The sequence below is a fragment of the Bradyrhizobium huanghuaihaiense genome, from assembly GCF_025200885.1.
Lineage (GTDB): Bacteria > Pseudomonadota > Alphaproteobacteria > Rhizobiales > Xanthobacteraceae > Bradyrhizobium > Bradyrhizobium huanghuaihaiense.
In genome coordinates, this window is sequence record NZ_CP104172.1 from 9175387 (window position 1) to 9190919 (window position 15533).

Annotated in this window: 16 protein-coding genes and 1 pseudogene; 6 read left to right on the forward strand and 11 right to left on the reverse strand. The window is 61.6% G+C overall.

Going from position 1 to position 15533, the window contains the following annotated elements; genetic code table 11:
- Position 1: 1 nt before the first annotated feature.
- The 4 genes from N2603_RS42810 to N2603_RS42825 are packed head-to-tail and all read right to left on the reverse strand — an operon-like array spanning position 2 to position 3510.
- Positions 2–1270 carry a M20/M25/M40 family metallo-hydrolase gene (locus N2603_RS42810; protein WP_260386927.1) on the reverse strand — a complete coding sequence of 423 codons (1269 nt, stop codon included), beginning with the start codon at positions 1268–1270 and terminating at the stop codon, positions 2–4.
- The gene (locus tag N2603_RS42815) at positions 1257–1919 is read right to left on the reverse strand and encodes an amino acid ABC transporter permease (protein WP_260386928.1); all 663 of its coding nucleotides are present in this window, start codon (positions 1917–1919) and stop codon (positions 1257–1259) included. The genes N2603_RS42810 and N2603_RS42815 overlap by 14 nt, the downstream gene beginning before the upstream one ends.
- A gap of 18 nt (positions 1920–1937) precedes the next feature.
- Positions 1938–2753 (reverse strand): ABC transporter substrate-binding protein, encoded by an 816-nt coding sequence (locus N2603_RS42820; RefSeq protein ID WP_260386929.1) that lies wholly within the window; start codon positions 2751–2753, stop codon positions 1938–1940.
- A 16-nt stretch (positions 2754–2769) separates the two neighbouring features.
- Positions 2770–3510, reverse strand: coding sequence for an amino acid ABC transporter ATP-binding protein (locus N2603_RS42825; protein ID WP_260424419.1), 741 nt, complete (start codon positions 3508–3510; stop codon positions 2770–2772).
- Between the two features lie 146 nt (positions 3511–3656).
- Here N2603_RS42825 and N2603_RS42830 point away from each other — a divergent pair, with 146 nt between their 5' ends.
- Complete coding sequence (locus tag N2603_RS42830) at positions 3657–4571, forward strand: LysR substrate-binding domain-containing protein (RefSeq protein WP_260386930.1); 915 nt, start codon at positions 3657–3659, stop codon at positions 4569–4571.
- Between the two features lie 380 nt (positions 4572–4951).
- Here the strand turns inward: N2603_RS42830 and N2603_RS42835 are convergent.
- Positions 4952–5179, reverse strand: a pseudogene (locus N2603_RS42835) (transposase); the annotation flags it as partial.
- Positions 5180–5608: 429 nt separating this feature from the next.
- Here N2603_RS42835 and N2603_RS42840 point away from each other — a divergent pair.
- Both N2603_RS42840 and N2603_RS45170 read left to right on the forward strand, forming a co-directional pair.
- Positions 5609–5905, forward strand: a complete 297-nt coding sequence (locus N2603_RS42840) for a hypothetical protein (protein WP_260386931.1) — start codon at positions 5609–5611, stop codon at positions 5903–5905.
- Positions 5906–5963: 58 nt separating this feature from the next.
- Positions 5964–6203: an IS66 family transposase gene (locus N2603_RS45170; RefSeq protein WP_425248964.1), complete on the forward strand. Its 240-nt coding sequence runs from the start codon at positions 5964–5966 to the stop codon at positions 6201–6203.
- A 119-nt stretch (positions 6204–6322) separates the two neighbouring features.
- Here N2603_RS45170 and N2603_RS42845 read toward each other — a convergent pair whose 3' ends face one another.
- Entirely contained in the window at positions 6323–6517 is a 195-nt protein-coding gene (locus N2603_RS42845; protein ID WP_260386932.1) for a hypothetical protein, read from the reverse strand.
- A 417-nt stretch (positions 6518–6934) separates the two neighbouring features.
- On the opposite strand from N2603_RS42845, the gene N2603_RS42850 reads away from it, so the two are divergent.
- The gene (locus N2603_RS42850) at positions 6935–7876 is read left to right on the forward strand and encodes a complex I NDUFA9 subunit family protein (protein ID WP_260386933.1); all 942 of its coding nucleotides are present in this window, start codon (positions 6935–6937) and stop codon (positions 7874–7876) included.
- Between the two features lie 128 nt (positions 7877–8004).
- Entirely contained in the window at positions 8005–9999 is a 1995-nt protein-coding gene (locus N2603_RS42855) for a protein-L-isoaspartate(D-aspartate) O-methyltransferase (protein ID WP_260386934.1), read from the forward strand.
- 239 nt (positions 10000–10238) lie between these two features.
- Here N2603_RS42855 and N2603_RS42860 read toward each other — a convergent pair whose 3' ends face one another.
- The 5 genes from N2603_RS42860 to N2603_RS42880 are packed head-to-tail and all read right to left on the reverse strand — an operon-like array spanning position 10239 to position 13973.
- Entirely contained in the window at positions 10239–10550 is a 312-nt protein-coding gene (locus N2603_RS42860; protein ID WP_260386935.1) for an MFS transporter, read from the reverse strand.
- Between the two features lie 40 nt (positions 10551–10590).
- Positions 10591–11460, reverse strand: coding sequence for an alpha/beta fold hydrolase (locus tag N2603_RS42865; protein WP_260386936.1), 870 nt, complete (start codon positions 11458–11460; stop codon positions 10591–10593).
- Between the two features lie 3 nt (positions 11461–11463).
- A complete protein-coding gene (locus tag N2603_RS42870) occupies positions 11464–12564 on the reverse strand; it encodes a flavin reductase (protein WP_260386937.1) in 1101 nt (366 codons plus the stop codon).
- A gap of 33 nt (positions 12565–12597) precedes the next feature.
- The gene (locus N2603_RS42875; RefSeq protein ID WP_260386938.1) at positions 12598–13626 is read right to left on the reverse strand and encodes an LLM class flavin-dependent oxidoreductase; all 1029 of its coding nucleotides are present in this window, start codon (positions 13624–13626) and stop codon (positions 12598–12600) included.
- Positions 13627–13670: 44 nt separating this feature from the next.
- On the reverse strand, positions 13671–13973 hold the full coding sequence (locus N2603_RS42880) for a VOC family protein (protein WP_260386939.1): 303 nt from the start codon (positions 13971–13973) through the stop codon (positions 13671–13673).
- A 256-nt stretch (positions 13974–14229) separates the two neighbouring features.
- Between N2603_RS42880 and N2603_RS42885 the strand changes: the two genes are divergently transcribed.
- Positions 14230–14925 carry an IclR family transcriptional regulator gene (locus N2603_RS42885; RefSeq protein ID WP_260386940.1) on the forward strand — a complete coding sequence of 232 codons (696 nt, stop codon included), beginning with the start codon at positions 14230–14232 and terminating at the stop codon, positions 14923–14925.
- Positions 14926–15533 lie beyond the last annotated feature (608 nt).

Genomic DNA, 15533 nt, shown 5'->3' on the forward strand with positions numbered 1-15533 from the left:
CTCAGACTGATAGATAGCGCAACGCCGCCAAGGCGTGAACTTTGGCAATGCTAATGAGTTCGTCGACACGAATGTGTTCGTCTGGGCCGCCCATATTATAAGGCGTCGGGCCGAACACCACCGACGGAATGCCATACATGCGGTAAAGCCGTGCGTCGGAGGCGCCCACGCGCATATTGGCTGCAGGCTTTTGTTGAAGGATCTGTTCCGCTGTCTGAACGATGATCTCGACGATTTCATGCGACGGATCGGTGAAGCTTGGCTCGTATTTCTGCACCACGCGCATCTGCACCCCGGGAAGCGTGGCGAGCCGTTCGCGGAGCAACGTTTCGACATCCGCGGTGTTCAGGCCTACCGGCAAACGGATGTCGGCTTTGGCAACGGCGCGCGTGGGAATCAGATTCGGCGAAACGCCGCCTTCGATCACGCCGATGTTCACAGTGACCTTGCGAAGCACGCTGGCCTCACCGACGCCTGACAGTGGTTCGGAGATCGGTTCGGCCGCCTGGATCGCGGCGGCAACCATCGGCGGCTCGTTGGTCTCCAGCGCTTCGAGCTGCTTGAGAACGTCGAGCGCCGCGCGCAGCCTGTCGATCGCGTTGACGCCCTTGTGGACATGCGCGCCGTGAGCCGGCGAGCCCTCGGCTTCGATCTCGACCCACAACAATCCCTTTTCGCCGAACCGCACCACCATCGGCGATCCGACGTCGCCGGAAATCATCGCGTCGCCGAGGGCATGCGGAAAATGTTCGAGTAGGTGACGTGTACCCAGCGAGCCCATGGTCTCCTCGTCGCCGGCCAGCGTCACCACGACCTCGCCGGCCCATGCGTCACGGTGGGCGCTGAGAGCCCGGACCGCCAGCAGCGACGCGGCGATACCGCCCTTCATGTCGGAGACGCCGCGGCCGAACAGAAGGCCGTCCCTGACCGTGCCGTCGAGCGGCGGAACGGTCCACCCCAGATCTTCACCAATGGGAAAGGTGTCGAGGTGTCCGTTGAAGACGAGACGTCGGCCCGGCCTGTTGGCGGACAGGCGGCCAATCAGATTGACGATGCCGGGCGCGGTGATGACGCGTTCGACCTCCATTCCGGGAATAGCCAGCAGCAATTGTTCGGCGACGTCTGCCGCTTGCGCCACGTCACCTGGCGGGTTCGGCGACGCTGCGTTGACTAGTCTGCGCGACATCTCGATCAGGCGATCGGTCTGGTCCGAAATGGCGTCGACGATCAGTTGCTCGATGGTGGCGTTATTGGATTCAACGGCTTGCAAGACGGCGCTCCCAGAAACGAATAGCCATCGCCAGCGGCCAGCAAATGACGAAATAAACCACGGCGATGAAGGTAAAGATTTCGAGTGGGCGGAATGCCGTGGCGGAAAGCTCCATGCCGCGGCGCGTGATTTCGCTGACCGAGATCACCGACGCCAGCGACGAATATTTGATCAGTTGGACGAAATTTGCGGCGAGCGGCGGCAGCGTGAGGCGGATCGCCTGCGGCAGGATGATCCGAACGAAAGATTGCAGCGGCGAAAGTCCGAGCACCTGCGCGGCTTCCCGGTGCCCCTGCGGCACCGCCTGAATGCCCGCCCGGTAGACCTCCGAGATGAAGGCGGACGAATAGACCGATAGCCCGATGATCGCGGCTGGCAGCGCCTCGATCTGAAAGCCGAACACGATCGGCAGCACATAATAGGCCCAAAGCAGTTGCACCAAGATCGGCGTGTTGCGAATGATTTCGCCGAACCCGAGCCCAAGGAGTCGCAACGCCCGGTATTTCGACATGTCCAGCGACGCGATCAGAAGGCCGCCGGCCATCGCCAGGATCAGGGTGACGGCGGAGATGACCAGCGTGAGCTGCATCCCCGACATCAGAAACTCGATGTTTGCCGGGATCACGTCCCAGCGAAACTGATAACCCATGGAGCTAATGCCCGGTGTTTAAGGAGCGATGCTGCCGTCGAGCTTGTATTTCTTGGCAATCGTCATCAGCCGTCCATCGAGCTTGATGGTATCGACGAACAGGTTGATGTAGTTCAGCCAGATTTGATCGCCGGGTAAGACCGCGTAGGCCACGAGCGTGGGCGCCAGCTTTTCCGGCGGGTCGATGCTGATGGCCCAGTCGAATTCCTGCTTGGCGCGCAGCACGGTCGGATAGTCGACCAGGATGGCATCGGCTCGACCGGCCGCTAATTCAGCTTCACGCGTGGTCGGCGGCTGGATCGAAACGATGGTAGCCTGCTTGAAGTAGGTCTTGGCAACGTTCTCGATGTAACTGCCCAGCAGTACCGCGATCTTGATTCCGGGCTTGTCGAGGTCGGCCCATTCCTTGACCCTGCCGCCGTTTTTTGCGACCGCGAACACGCTGGCGAGCATGTATGGCTTGGAGAACTCGACGGCCTGGGCGCGCTTCAATGTGGCGCCCAGCGCAAACATGCCGATCTCGCATTTGTTGGACTGAAGGTCAGCGACGAACGTTCCGAAGGCGGATTCGACGAATTGCAGTTCGGCGCTTAGCTCCTTGGCGAACTCCTTCGCGAGATCGATATCGAGGCCGCTTAGCTCGTTAGTCTTCGGATCGCGGAACGAAATGGCGTAGTACAGGGGATACATGCATACCCGCAGCTTCTTGTTCTTGGTGACGTCGAACAGACGCGACTGGATTTGCTGGGCGTTGCCGGGTGACGCTGCCATGCAGACGGCGAGGCCTATGGCGGCGGCGCGAGCGAGCAGCGAGAGTTTGGATAGCGACAGCACGGTTGGTCTCCAGTTGTCATATGTCCAGAATGTCGAGAAATTTACGGGCGCGTTCGCTGGCGGGATTGGCGAAGAACGCGTCGGGCTCCCGGTCCTCCACCACGCTGCCTTGATCCATGAAGATCAGTCGCGTGCCGACTGTGCGCGCGAAGCCCATTTCATGGGTGACGACGAGCATGGTCATCCCCTCCTCGGCGAGCGCGCGCATCACGGCGAGAACTTCGCCGCGCAGTTCGGGATCGAGCGCCGAGGTCGGTTCGTCAAACAGCAGGATTTGCGGGTTCATCGCCAGCGCGCGGGCGATGGCGACGCGCTGCTGTTGGCCGCCCGACAGCCGCGCCGGATAGACGTCGCGCTTGTCGGAAAGCCCGACTTTCCTCAGCAACGCTTCGCCCTCCGCGACGGCGGTCTCGCGTGTGAGGCCTTTCACGCGCATCGGCGCTTCCATGATGTTGCCGAGTACCGATTTGTGCGGCCACAGGTTGAAGTGCTGAAACACCATGCCGACTTCGGCGCGCACTGCCCGGGCGTTGCGCCGGATTTCGGATGTGCTCGCGGCCTGCGACACGGTGCGGCCGTTGACGCGAATGGAGCCTTCGGACGGCTGCTCCAGCAAAGCAAGGCAGCGCAGCAGGGTGGTCTTCCCGGACCCGCTCGGGCCAATTACCGAGACGACTTCCTTTGGCTCCAGCGAGAGGGAAATGCCGCACAGCACGTTGACGGCGCCGAAGCGCTTGCCGAGCCGGTCGGCTTCCATCAATGCGGACAACGCGTGTCTCCTGACGCTTGGATCGCAAAAACTATTCGCTATGGATTTGTAAAAGTGACACCGTAGAGGGCAACCCGACCCGGCAATAGCTCAACACTTGTACCCCACAAACGCAATAACCAAAATTTATGCAAATGGATTTTAAGCTGCTAGAGGCATTCAAGGCCGTGGTCGAAACCCGATCCGTCACGCAAACGGCAATCATGCTGGGCGTGACCCAGCCGGCAGTGAGCGCCCAGATCGGACGGTTAGAGGAGATGATCGGGTTCCGGCTGTTCGATCGCTCCGGCGGGCGGCTCAAACCGACCAACGAGGGACTGTCGTTTTACGAGGACGTGGCCAGGGCGCTGGGCAACATCTCATTCCTCGATCAAGCCGTTGAAAATATTCGCAAAGGAAAGCTCGGCCGGCTGGTGATCGCGTCCCATCCGAGCGCCGGAATTTCGCTGCTGCCGAACCTGATCGCCGAGTTTCTGAAAGACCATTCCGGCGTCGCGGTTCGACTCATAACCAGAAATTCTGAGATTGTTCGAAGCCTGTTTCCGTCGCAAATCTACGACGTCGGATTGGCGGAGTTGCCGATTGACTATCAGGGCATCAAAACCTTCAAATATCGACTGCCCTGCGTCGCGGTGCTGCCCAAGGGGCACGCACTGGCCGCCCACAAAGTCATCACGCCGAATCTCCTTTCGGGCCTGCCATTCTTTGCCATCAGCCGCGAACGCGCCAGCTACCATTTGATCGCCAAGGCATTCGCGGATGCCGGGGCGGAATTCAATCAGGTCGGCGAGGCTGAATTGTTCGCGTCGATCTGTGCCGTGGTGGCGGCCGGAAGCGCGGTGTCGGTGATCGATCCGTGGACTGCCGATTCATTCGGTCCGGGCGTTGTGATTCGGCCGTTCGAACCTGTTGTCCCCTACGAGATCGGCGTATTTCATTCCGCCGATCGAAATCCATCGATGATCGCAGCCGACTTCCTTGCCTTGGTCGAACACCGCTTGCGGGCGCTCGGGTCCGTGCCGCAGCGTGTGCGCAGCGGATCGAAATAGCGCTGGTTAATAAGACTGACGCATATGTCGCAGTGCCGGTCCGAGCTGGGTGCAGGAGGTCGTTCGGAAGGTGACCGAGAGGCGGGCTTCCGGCCACCCGCTGGCGTCGTCGCACACATCATTCAGGAGGGCTTCCCAATATTCGGACGACAGGTCGTCGTCCGGAGCCAAGGCGTCGTTGGGGCCTTTCTGCCGATGCTAGCGGCCAGCTTTTCGATCTGCTCGGGTTTTGGCATGCGCCAGCTCGCGGGACGGTCGATCATGGCGCACTAGAACATAGTCCGAACATGCGCCTGCCAAAGGTCGGCCGAGTCAGCCAGTTCCACTGTCAGATTTGAGGCGACACCCGGCCTTTAATCCACTTCTAAAGCGTGATGGCATTAAGTTCGATAACCTGAATTTTTGAGGTAGTTGGAGCATTCCTCGGAGGTGAAGGCATCGAGTGCGTGGCCGATTGCAGCGCAGACCGCATCGACGGTTCGCGCGGCAGCTTTGCGGAGCAGGTGCTTGAGCTTAGCAAAGACCTGTTCGATCGGGTTCAGGTCGGGCGAGTATTTTGGCAGGAAGAAGAGTTTGGCGCCGACCGAGCGGATGAGCAGGCGAACTGCGTGCAAGGAGATCGGCATAAGGCGAGTGGCGCCATATTCGACGCGGCATATCGGCATGGCCAACGCCAAGTCCTGGATGTCACCCGAAGAGGTGGCGGCAACTGCGGGACATAAGACCACGGCGACAGCAAGCGCTCACTACGCCAAACGCCGCAACGGATGGCGCACCATGCCATCTGGCGTTGCTCGTCCCGTGCCGGAAGACGTTGCGAAGGTGATCAGATCGCGGAAGGTAAGCCGCGAAGCGAATTTGAAGTACATAAGAGAGCGCGAGGAGCGGAAGCGCAATGGCCCTGAAGACGAGACGCCCTCTCCCACAATCTGACGCGACGCGGGCACGCGTCTGTTTGCCGAGCGGTACGAGAGCGAGCGGCTGTTTGCAGCATCATCGCTTTGGTCGGAAGGCGGAACGCTTCCTGAGGAACAAATGTGCTGGGGCTCGAGGACGTCGAGTATGTCGCAGCTTCTGCCGAGACCGGTCAGGACGAGACAGCGCCGCAAGGCCGGACCGAACTGGTGCGCAAGCGGCGGAGCACTGCCGGCGGACTGCCGCGGATCGAGGTCATGGTCGACATCGATGATAGGACCTGTCTGTGGGGCAAGGGCGACCTGCACGGGATCGGCGAGGACAGGAGCGAGGGACTGGCATGGTGCCGGCCCAGTTCCGCGGTTGTGGTTACCCGGCGTCCCAAATGCCTGCCGCGTCGGCGAAGATGGCGTCTGTAGGCCGAGGCTCCGGCCCGGTTGATGAGGGCGGACTGGAGACAACCGTCGCCCAGGTCTAGTGTCCAAATATGCCGATCATCTGCCGTTACCACAGGCCCAGATCTATGCCCGCCACGGCATCGCTCTCGATCGGCGCCGGGCGGACTGGGTTGCGCATGCCGCCATCTGCGCCCCGCTGCAGCGCCTTCTCACGGTGCTTGGAGCGACGTCCAAGCTGTTCGCCGGCGAGACGACGGCGCCAGTGCTCGATCCTGATCGGGGCGCACCAAGGTCGGTCAGCTCTGAATTGAGACTATAAGGCGGAACAACACTGTGGCCTCCAAATTAAGCTCCTATGGGAGCTGTAAAGGACATCCGCAAGCAGGCTGAGGTGGCCGAAAAGGCAGCCGCACGCGCTGCTGATGCCTTTGTGGCAAATCAGATGAAGACCTTGGCCGAGGCATTCCGAGCCCAGGCAGATACCATGAAAAAGAACAAAAAGAAGAAGAAGAAATGAGTTTCACCGTCAAAGGCATGTGCAAGCACGGCGAGCTCGCGCACCGGAGGAAGACCGCCGAAGCGGCCCTCACGAAAGCCAAGGAGCTTGCTAAGACAGGCTGCTACGACGTTCATATCATCACCCCGGAAGGCCGGGACTACGCCTCGTCCGAGTTCGGGGACCTTCCACGATCGCCCGTCACTTGGCGACCCATTCGGAAAACCAGCCCCCACCCGTGAGCTGGCCCTCGATAGTATTCGGGTCGACGCCAGGCAACGGTCGCGGTGTGTCGATGGACTTTTCCGCCGGATGCTTGGTGCACTCCCACTTGTCGGCTCCACGCGACGGCTCCCTCGAGCTGCAGCTCAACGAGCTGCGGGCGAACATGTCAACCGGCTATGCGCGGCCGGCATTGCACGCGCCTTCCTCGAGGAAGGTGAGATGAAACGGACTGCCGTTGCTCGGGGCCGCTCTCGTTAGAATAAACGACCGACGAGCCTGCGGTCTCCGCTGGCCATGCCTGCGTGAGACGGTCTCATACGAGTTGCGTCATGTCGGCCACAAATAATCGCCTTGTTACGGTGTTTGGTGGAACGGGGTTTCTCGGTCGCCGCATTGTTCAATACCTGCTCCGGGCGCCTGAGTTTTTCGTTCGGATTGCATCAAGGCATCCCGAGCGAGGCAGACAGCTTTTTGGTCACGACGATCTACGCCTCCAATCTGTGGGCGTCGATCTGCGCGACGAGGGTTCGATAGCCGCTGCTGTTCATGGGGCATACGGCGCTATCAACACGGTCAGCCTCTATGTTGAACACGGACAGGAGACCTTCCATTCCGTGCATGTGGAATCAGCCCGGCGATTGGCGGCCCAGGCACATCGAGCTGGCGTCAAGCGGCTCATCCACATTTCCGGAATCGGCTCTGACGCCGCTTCGCCGTCCCTCTATATTCGCAAGCGTGGCGAAGGCGAGCTCGCCGTCCGCGCAGTATTTTCTGAGGCCACGCTGGTTCGACCGGCGGTAATGTTCGGCCCGGACGACGCGTTTCTCACCATTATCCTCAAGCTGCTCCGCCGATATCCGATTTATCCGATGTTCGGCCGCGGATTGACGAGATTGCAGCCGGCCTACGTTGACGACGTGGCCGGCGCGATCACACGAGCGCTTCTGAGAACCGAAACGAACGCAATCACGTATGAATGCGCTGGTCCTCGCATCTACACATACGAAGAGCTTCTCAAAACCGTCGCCCACGCAGCCGGCCGCAGCCCCATGCTCATTCCGGTACCGTTTACTGCTTGGCATGTGGCGGGATGGATTTCTGAGCTGCTTCCAAGACCACCCATCACGCGGAATCAGGTGGAGTTGATGCAGATCGACAACATAGCGTCGGTGGGAATGCCAGGATTTCCCGAGCTTGGAATCCCGCCGCAATCAGTCGAACGAGTTATACCGGCCATGTTGCGGAACAGTATTGGTCGAACCACCTCTTAAACGCGGGCGATCAGTACGAGTTCGTGGAGGGAACCAGCGGTCGCAGGGTGCGGTCCAGCCATAAAGGAGGAACTGGTTTCGTACGTCCTGATTGGCTTGTGCAGCGGCATTTTCGATGGACGGGTCGCATGAGTGATTTTTCAGATCTTCGCGACCGGATGGTTGACGTTCAGCTCGCGCGCCGCGGTATCCGTGATCGTCGCGTGTTGGAGGCTATGCGGCAGGTTCCGCGGGAGCGGTTCGTGGAATCCGGCTTTGAGGAATTTGCCTACGAGGACGGCGCACTGCCGATCGCAAACAACCAGACCATCTCGCAGCCCTACATTGTCGCGCTGATGACCGAGGCGGCCGAGCTGAAGCCGACGGACAAGGTGCTCGAGGTCGGTACCGGCTCAGGCTATGCTGCCGCAATTGCCTCTCGGCTTGCCAAGACGGTTCACACCATCGAGCGACATGGCGCCTTGGCCAGAATCGCAGCGCAGCGGCTGATTGCGCTCGGATATGGGAATTGCATTGTCCATACCGGCGACGGCACCCGCGGCCTGGCCGATGAGGCGCCATTCGACGCGATCCTGGTCGCTGCCGGCGGCCCCTCTGTGCCCGACGCGCTTAAGCGCCAGTTGGCCGTCGGCGGCCACCTCGTCATTCCCGTCGGCAATTTCGAGGACGAACAATCGCTGCTCCGTATTACGCGGCGCAGCCAGACTGATTACGATGAAGAGACCTTCGGGGCCGTCCGCTTCGTGCCGTTGATCGGCGAGCAAGGATGGGCCGAGGATGGCACGCGCTCGGCCAGCAACCACGTCCCCGGTCACACGCGGTTGCGATCGCTGACAAACATGATCCGTGCTACTATCGAATCGTTGCCTGCCTTCGACGATCCTGCATTCGGTGTGTTGTTCGATCGCTTCGGACAGTCGCGCATCGTCTTGCTGGGCGAAGCCAGTCACGGCACGTCGGAGTTCTACCAGGCGCGCGCTGCGATTACGCGCCGGCTGATTGAGAAACACGGATTTACGATCGTCGCCGTGGAAGCGGATTGGCCCGACGCCGCAGCGATCGACCGTTACGTTCGCGGTCGAACGCAGCGTGGAACGTTAAACCAGACGCCGTTCGAACGCTTTCCGACCTGGATGTGGCGAAATACGGATGTCGCCGCCTTCGTTGACTGGATGCGCGGTCACAATGAACGAATGGCGGCAACCGATCGAGCCGGGTTCTTCGGGCTCGACATTTACAACATGCGCGATTCGATCGCGGCCGTTCTCACTTACCTCGATAAGATCGATCCTCAATCGGCAGCGGTGGCGCGCGAACGCTACGGCTGCCTGACGCCGTGGCAGCGCGAGCCTTCGACCTATGGCCGCGCGGTCCTGACCGAGCGCTACCGGAAATGCGAGGCGGCGGTGGTTCGGCAGTGCCAGGATATTCTGAAGAAGCAGCTCGACTATGCGGCGGACGATCCAGACAGCTTCCTGGATGCTGCGCAGAACGCCCGGTTGATCGCGTCCGCGGAGCGCTACTACCGGATCATGTATTACGGCGGCGCGGAGTCCTGGAATCTACGGGATACGCATATGTTCGAGACGCTAGGTCATATCCTTGACGCACATGGCCCCCAATCCAAGGCCGTGGTCTGGGCGCACAATTCCCATATCGGCGATGCGCGTTTCACCGGCATGGGCGCGGTCCGCAACGAGCTCAACATCGGCCAGCTCTGTCGGGAGAAAGTCGGTGAAGCGGCGTCGCTGATCGGATTAAGCACACATACCGGCACGGTGGCAGCAGCCTCAGAGTGGGACGCCGAGATGGAAGTGATGCCGGTTCGGCCGTCTCGACCAGACAGCTTTGAGCGGCTGTTTCACGACGCCGGTGCGACGCGCGGCTTGATCGAATTCAGCCGCGAGGAGGCTCTTCGCCGTCGCTTGCTCGAACCGCGCCTGGAACGTTTTATCGGCGTGATCTATCGACCGGACACCGAACTACAAAGCCATTATACCGAGGCCTCCTTGTCTCAACAGTTCAACGCGTTGCTGTGGTTTGACGAGACACACGCGGTGACACATTTGGGTCCCGAGCATCGTCGCAGCGCTGTCCCGGATACATATCCGTTCGGACTTTGATTTACGGCGCTCGTTTGCGGTCAATTCATTGCTTTTTGCGGACAGGCCATCGGCAGTCGATGCCGCGGAAGCGCCATATCTGCCTTTTCCTTTGCTGGCATGCTGGCTACAAGTGCCCCACTATGATCGCAATGAACGTCTTAAGCCGAGAAAACGGGGATGGAATGCATCCCTGACAAGCGACATGCTCTACAAATTCAGCGCGGTGCCGCTGCTGATCAAGGCGGCGCGGGGCGCCTTCAGCGACGCGCTGGGCGACGACGTGCGCAAGCGCTTGATGGTTGTGCCGCGTTGCCACGGATCCGCCTGCGCGGAAAGCGATCGACGAGCATGCCGACGAACCAGCCTCCGACGGCGTAGGTGATGATAAATGCCGCCCCGATCAGGAAGCTCATCAACGTGTCCGATATTTGCAGGTCGCGCTTGATCGGCTGCACTAGCAGCGGCAGCGCCGCGCGATCGATGAACGCAACGGCATTCACGAGACAGAGGACGCTCACCAACCACCAATGACCCGGATTGGGCCGCTCTGCTTCCTGTTCAGCGTCCATGTTTCCTTCCCCGGTGCAGTCGCACCTGCTTTCTTCTTACCTAAGCTGCGATCTCGCGGACGACCGCGTTGAATTTCGAGGGAGCTTCGAGCTTGAGAATGTGCCCGTAATCCTCGAACAGTTGCGATGTCGACCAGGGTGCCGCAGCGAGGAGCCGCTCGGCGTGATCGCGATATGGCGCGACCTGGTCGAGAGTGCCGGAGAGGATGGCAATGGGGCACCTGACCTCTGGAATGATTTCGGGCGTGTAGACCGTAAACAGCGACCGGATCGCCTGACGCCAGCCGTCGGTCGTCATCCCGTCGCGCAAGCGCTCGACAAGCTGCCTGACCTGAGTCGGCGCATCGGGCGCGACCAGCCTGTTCGCGACCGCAGCGCGTGACGCCAGGATGTCAACATCCGCCATGCGCAGCCACGCATTGAGCTCGGCATCGCGGGCCTCGCCGGTGATGTGGCCCCTGGCGACGTTGGGCGCCGAAAGAAGCAGGCTGCCGATCAGCGCAGGATAGCGTCGCGCGAAGGCCAACGCGACGACGCTCCCCCAGGAGCTGCCGACTAGAATCGCCAGCCGTCGTATGCCGAGCGCACGCAGCAAACCTTCCAGCGCGTTTGCGTAGTCCTCGATGCCGGCGTCCTGCCCCTGGATCTGTGAGCTGTCTCCGAAGCCAGGAGCATTCCAGGCGATGACGTGAAAATCACGCGATAAGCCGGCGAATTGGGCGCGGTATCCGGCCGAACTGGAGCCAAGTCCGTGAAGCATCAGCGCTACGGGCTTGTTTGGCTCTCCGGCGGCGCGATATTCCAGCTGGCCTCGCTGCCCAGAGAAGACCGAAGACACAACGTCCGCCAGCGCAAGCGCGGGCAGATCCTGCGCAAGCAGTTTGGCATCGAGTGGTGACAATTCGGCCATCGCTCAAGCTCCAACCACAAGCGCGAGGCGCTCGGCCGGCTCGTGAGAATTGGCGGCCTCATAGCCGAGCCGTTGCGACACGTCTTGCGCTGTCTCGCGCAAGGCGCGGGCGAATTCCCCGTCAAGATCGGCGCGAAACCGGCTCGCCTCGCCTACTGCGGTCAGGGCCAGCACCGCGCGGCCATCTGCATCGAGCACGGGCGCGCTGAGGGCGTTGATGAGGGTCTCGCTGCGGTAGAAGGTCTCCAACCCCTGTCTGGCGAGCCCTTGCCGGCGCACTTCCGCGAGGCGCTCGTTCCAATCGTCCTCTCCGGACGCCGCAGCCTGCCCCGGCAAGGCCGTCTGGGCGATGGCTTCGGGAGCAAGGTGTGCGGCAAAGGCGAGACCAGTTGCTGTCGATGTGACCGGAAGGATCAAGCCGACGGGAAGCGCTTCGCTCACCGGAGCGGTTGCCGGCTCCCAATGGGTGATCGTCGGACCGTGGGCACCCCAGACGGCAAGCGCCATGGTCTCGTCGAACCGCCTGACCAGGCGCTCGATCGCACGCGTGCCGAGCCGCATCGCGGTGAGTTGGATCTGCTTGCGATCGGCTGACAGTTTGGTGTCGGCCAAATCGTGGGGATCTGCCAGCAGATATCGACCGTTGCCGAAAACGAGCGGCTTCCTTTCCGATTGATCGATCGCAAGCACCTCGCCGACATAGATCGTGTGGTCGCCGCCGGGCACCCGGGACACGACCCGGCACTGCAGCCTGGCGCTGCAATCGCGGAGCAGCGGCACGCCGCCCGAACCGAGATCGACATCGATGCCGGCGAACTTGTCATGCGAGGATTTCGCGAACCGCTTTGACAGCTCGATCTGGTCCTCGGCAAGGATGTTCACGGCAAAACGTTCGGCCTCGAAGAACGCCGGGTGGCTGTGACTCCCAACCGCCTGGCTCCAGAGAACCAGCGGCGGATCGAGCGACACCGAGCTAAAGGAATTGGCCGTCACGCCGTGGAATCTGCCCTCGTCATCCGTCGTGGTCACCACGGTTACGCCGGTGACAAACGTTCCGAGCACGCGCCGCAGATCGCGGCTGTCGAACGTAGGAGCATCAGACATTTCCACCTCCTTGCGCTTACACGTCTTGTGCGCTCATGCGGCGACTGCTTCGGCCGCCTTCACCGCGGGCATGACGCTCTCTGCGAAGCGGCGGACCGAAGCCGCGGCCTCGGCGTGCGGCATGGTCCCGAACATGAAGCTTCCGATCACATAGTTCAGCCCGCCGAGCGCAACCTGATCGGACAGAACTTGCGTGACCGTTCGAGCCGAACCGGAGATCGCATGGCCGGATTCGACGAGCTGGTCGAACGAGGGCGGCAGCTTCGCGTTGACCGGCTGCGTCCCGTGCTTGCGCCAGAGCTTGATGAAGTGCTCGTAGAACGCCGGCCAGGCTTTCCGACCCAGCTCGTGGGCGTCGCGGTCGGTCTCGCCGACGATGATGTAGCGATTGACACCGATCAGCGGCGCGCCCCTGCCCTGCAGACCGGCCGCAACCATCTCCTCGCGGTAGCGATCCGAAATCGCCCGCACGCGCGAGACCTGGCCGCCGCAGACCACGTTCACGCCGTTGCGGGCCGGCCAGACCACCGAGTCTGGCGAGCCGACCGCGTACCACATCGGCGGAAGTGGCCGCTGCAGCGGCTTCATTTCCACCGCATAGTCGTTCAGGTTCCAGAACTCTCCCGTCGTCGTGACGGAATCCTGCGCGGCGCAGCGCTGGATCGTATCGAAGGCCTCCGCATACATCTTCGCTGCCTTCGTGGAGTCGATCCCGAGCGCGTCGAGCTCATGCGGCGAGGCGCCGCGCCCAATCCCGAACTCGAACCGCCCGCCGCTCAGATGATCGAGCATGCAGATCTCTTCGTAGAGGCGCGCCGGATTGTAGGTCGGCAGCAGATAGACCAGCGGACACAGCCGCAACCTCCTGGTCCGCTGCGACAGAGCGGCAATCCACACGCTGGGAGACGGCGTCGTGCTGAGCGGAGTGCCGTGGTGCTCGCTCATATGGAAGCAGTGGAAGCCGAGCCGATCGTAGAGCTCGGCAAGCACAAGCCGGTTCTCGTACTGCTCTGCCAGCGGAAGACCGGAGCGGTCGTTCTGATCGAAGACACCGAATTTCATGGTGAGTATCCTTGTTGGGATGAACTGCTGACGCTTGGCGGTATCTAGCCGCCTTGCCGGACGTGGATCTGGAACAGGTTGTTCTCGGGGTCGGCGAACGTCGCGACGCTGCCGTGCGAACCCATGTCGCGGTTCGACAGGTGCAGCCCGCCGAGCCGCTCGATCCGCTGCGCGATCGCAGCGATGTCGGTCGCGCCGAAAACGACCACGCTCCCGCGGGCGCCCGTGGCCGCTTCGGATGGTGAGCTCAACGCGAACGCGAGCTGCCCGGCCTTGAACTGGCACCAATTGTCGCGTTCCCGGAAAGCCAGCGGAAGCTCCAGCGCCTCGGCGTAGAAGGCCTGCATGAGATCCATATCGTTGGCGACTGTGTAGACGCTGCGGATCGCACCAAGGGGCATTTTCGTGTCCCTCCGTAGATATTCAATATAGTTGAACTTATGTGTTATAGTTGTATAGTGCTCGCGGCTTTTGTTTGTGTCAATCTCAATTCGTTGAACCGGTCGAAGGAAGTAGATGCAGGAGAAGAAGCCGCGCCGCGGCATTCAGTCGGTGGAAATTGCCTTTCGGATTCTGAGCGTTATGCAAACGAGCCAGCAGGCGATGGCTCTCAAGGACATCGCGCCGCTGGCGGATCTGACGGCGAGCGCCGCGAATAACTATCTCGTGAGCCTCGTTAGGATCGGGCTCGCCGCTGCGGACGAGAAGCCTGGCCACTATCGCCTCGGGCCTGCGGCGCTCTCGCTCGGCGTCAGCGCGATCCAGCAGATCGACGGTTTCGAGATCGTCCGTCGCGAGGTCACCAATCTGCGCGACATCACGCGGCGAAGCGCGGCCGTCACCACATGGACCGACGACGGCCCGCTCAGCCTGTTCAAGCAGGACGGCGATCAGCGTGGCGCGTTTGAGTTTCGGACCGGACTGATCCCGATGCTAAGCTCCGCAGCCGGCAAGATCTACGCCGCACGGCTGGCACCGAACCTAACGGCGCATCTGATCGCGCAGGAATGGGATTCTGTGTTCGGCGGCAAAGTCGACGCAGGAAAATTCAGGGACGACGCAAGCCGCGAGCTGAAGCGAAAGGGCTACACGACAATCGTCCGCTCCGACCTGACCGGCTATGTCTCCATTGCAGCTCCGGTGCTGGACTGGAATGGCGATGTCCGGTTCACCCTTAGTCTGGCAGGAACGCGGGCCTCGATGACGATAGAGCCCTCAAGCGATCAGGTGAAAGCCCTGCTCGCCAGCGCGGCCAACGCAACGCAGGCGCTTGGCGGCAAGACGGCAAGCCGCGAGTAGCCGATTGCACCGTCCGTACGACTACAGAACGACCTCGATCAGACGAGGGCCGCGGTTTTTCGACTCGCCCGAGCGCGATGTTGAGGATGGCATAGGAGCGGTTCGCCGAGCGATTCGCGCGCCTGCGCGTAGACGCGTCGCTGGCCTGACCCAGCAGTCATAGGGTTCGCCCCGAACAATTTCTGGCTTTTGCGCAGCCAAACATCAACGCCATAGGCGCGGACAGGCGTTATCGGTTTCCGAGAGATATGCCGGCGACGAAAAAAAGGGCCGATGGCAAACCGCCATCGGCCAGAAGTCGACCTGGTGGGAGCCGCGGCCAGAACGGCCGCGAGGCTCAGAGCGTATCGGGGGAGGACCGGCGCTCGTCAGGCCTTGTGCCACGCTTGCGCCGATCAAGGGGGAAAGGGCGGATCGCGACGCCACCACCCTGCGACCGGTCACCTCTTTCTGATTGTACACATTTGCCGAGAACAGTCTGCAACTGCGCAATGCTGCGCGGTGGCTCGATCTCCTCCAGGTCAATTGGAGCGCAATGAAGAGGCGAGAAGAGCTCTCGCTCCGCACCGCCCCGGCGTTGAGTGACACCACACGTACGTATGGTTCTG

Coding starts and splice junctions, on each gene's coding strand:
- N2603_RS42815 (WP_260386928.1), bottom strand. CDS start 1,919: ATGGGTTATCAGTTTCGCTGGGACGTGATCCCGGCAAACATCGAGTTT.
- N2603_RS42825 (WP_260424419.1), bottom strand. CDS start 3,510: ATGGAAGCCGACCGGCTCGGCAAGCGCTTCGGCGCCGTCAACGTGCTG.
- N2603_RS42830 (WP_260386930.1), top strand. CDS start 3,657: ATGGATTTTAAGCTGCTAGAGGCATTCAAGGCCGTGGTCGAAACCCGA.
- N2603_RS42845 (WP_260386932.1), bottom strand. CDS start 6,517: ATGAACGTCGTAGCAGCCTGTCTTAGCAAGCTCCTTGGCTTTCGTGAG.
- N2603_RS42850 (WP_260386933.1), top strand. CDS start 6,935: ATGTCGGCCACAAATAATCGCCTTGTTACGGTGTTTGGTGGAACGGGG.
- N2603_RS42855 (WP_260386934.1), top strand. CDS start 8,005: ATGAGTGATTTTTCAGATCTTCGCGACCGGATGGTTGACGTTCAGCTC.
- N2603_RS42860 (WP_260386935.1), bottom strand. CDS start 10,550: ATGGACGCTGAACAGGAAGCAGAGCGGCCCAATCCGGGTCATTGGTGG.
- N2603_RS42865 (WP_260386936.1), bottom strand. CDS start 11,460: ATGGCCGAATTGTCACCACTCGATGCCAAACTGCTTGCGCAGGATCTG.
- N2603_RS42870 (WP_260386937.1), bottom strand. CDS start 12,564: ATGTCTGATGCTCCTACGTTCGACAGCCGCGATCTGCGGCGCGTGCTC.
- N2603_RS42875 (WP_260386938.1), bottom strand. CDS start 13,626: ATGAAATTCGGTGTCTTCGATCAGAACGACCGCTCCGGTCTTCCGCTG.
- N2603_RS42880 (WP_260386939.1), bottom strand. CDS start 13,973: ATGCAGGCCTTCTACGCCGAGGCGCTGGAGCTTCCGCTGGCTTTCCGG.
- N2603_RS42885 (WP_260386940.1), top strand. CDS start 14,230: ATGGCTCTCAAGGACATCGCGCCGCTGGCGGATCTGACGGCGAGCGCC.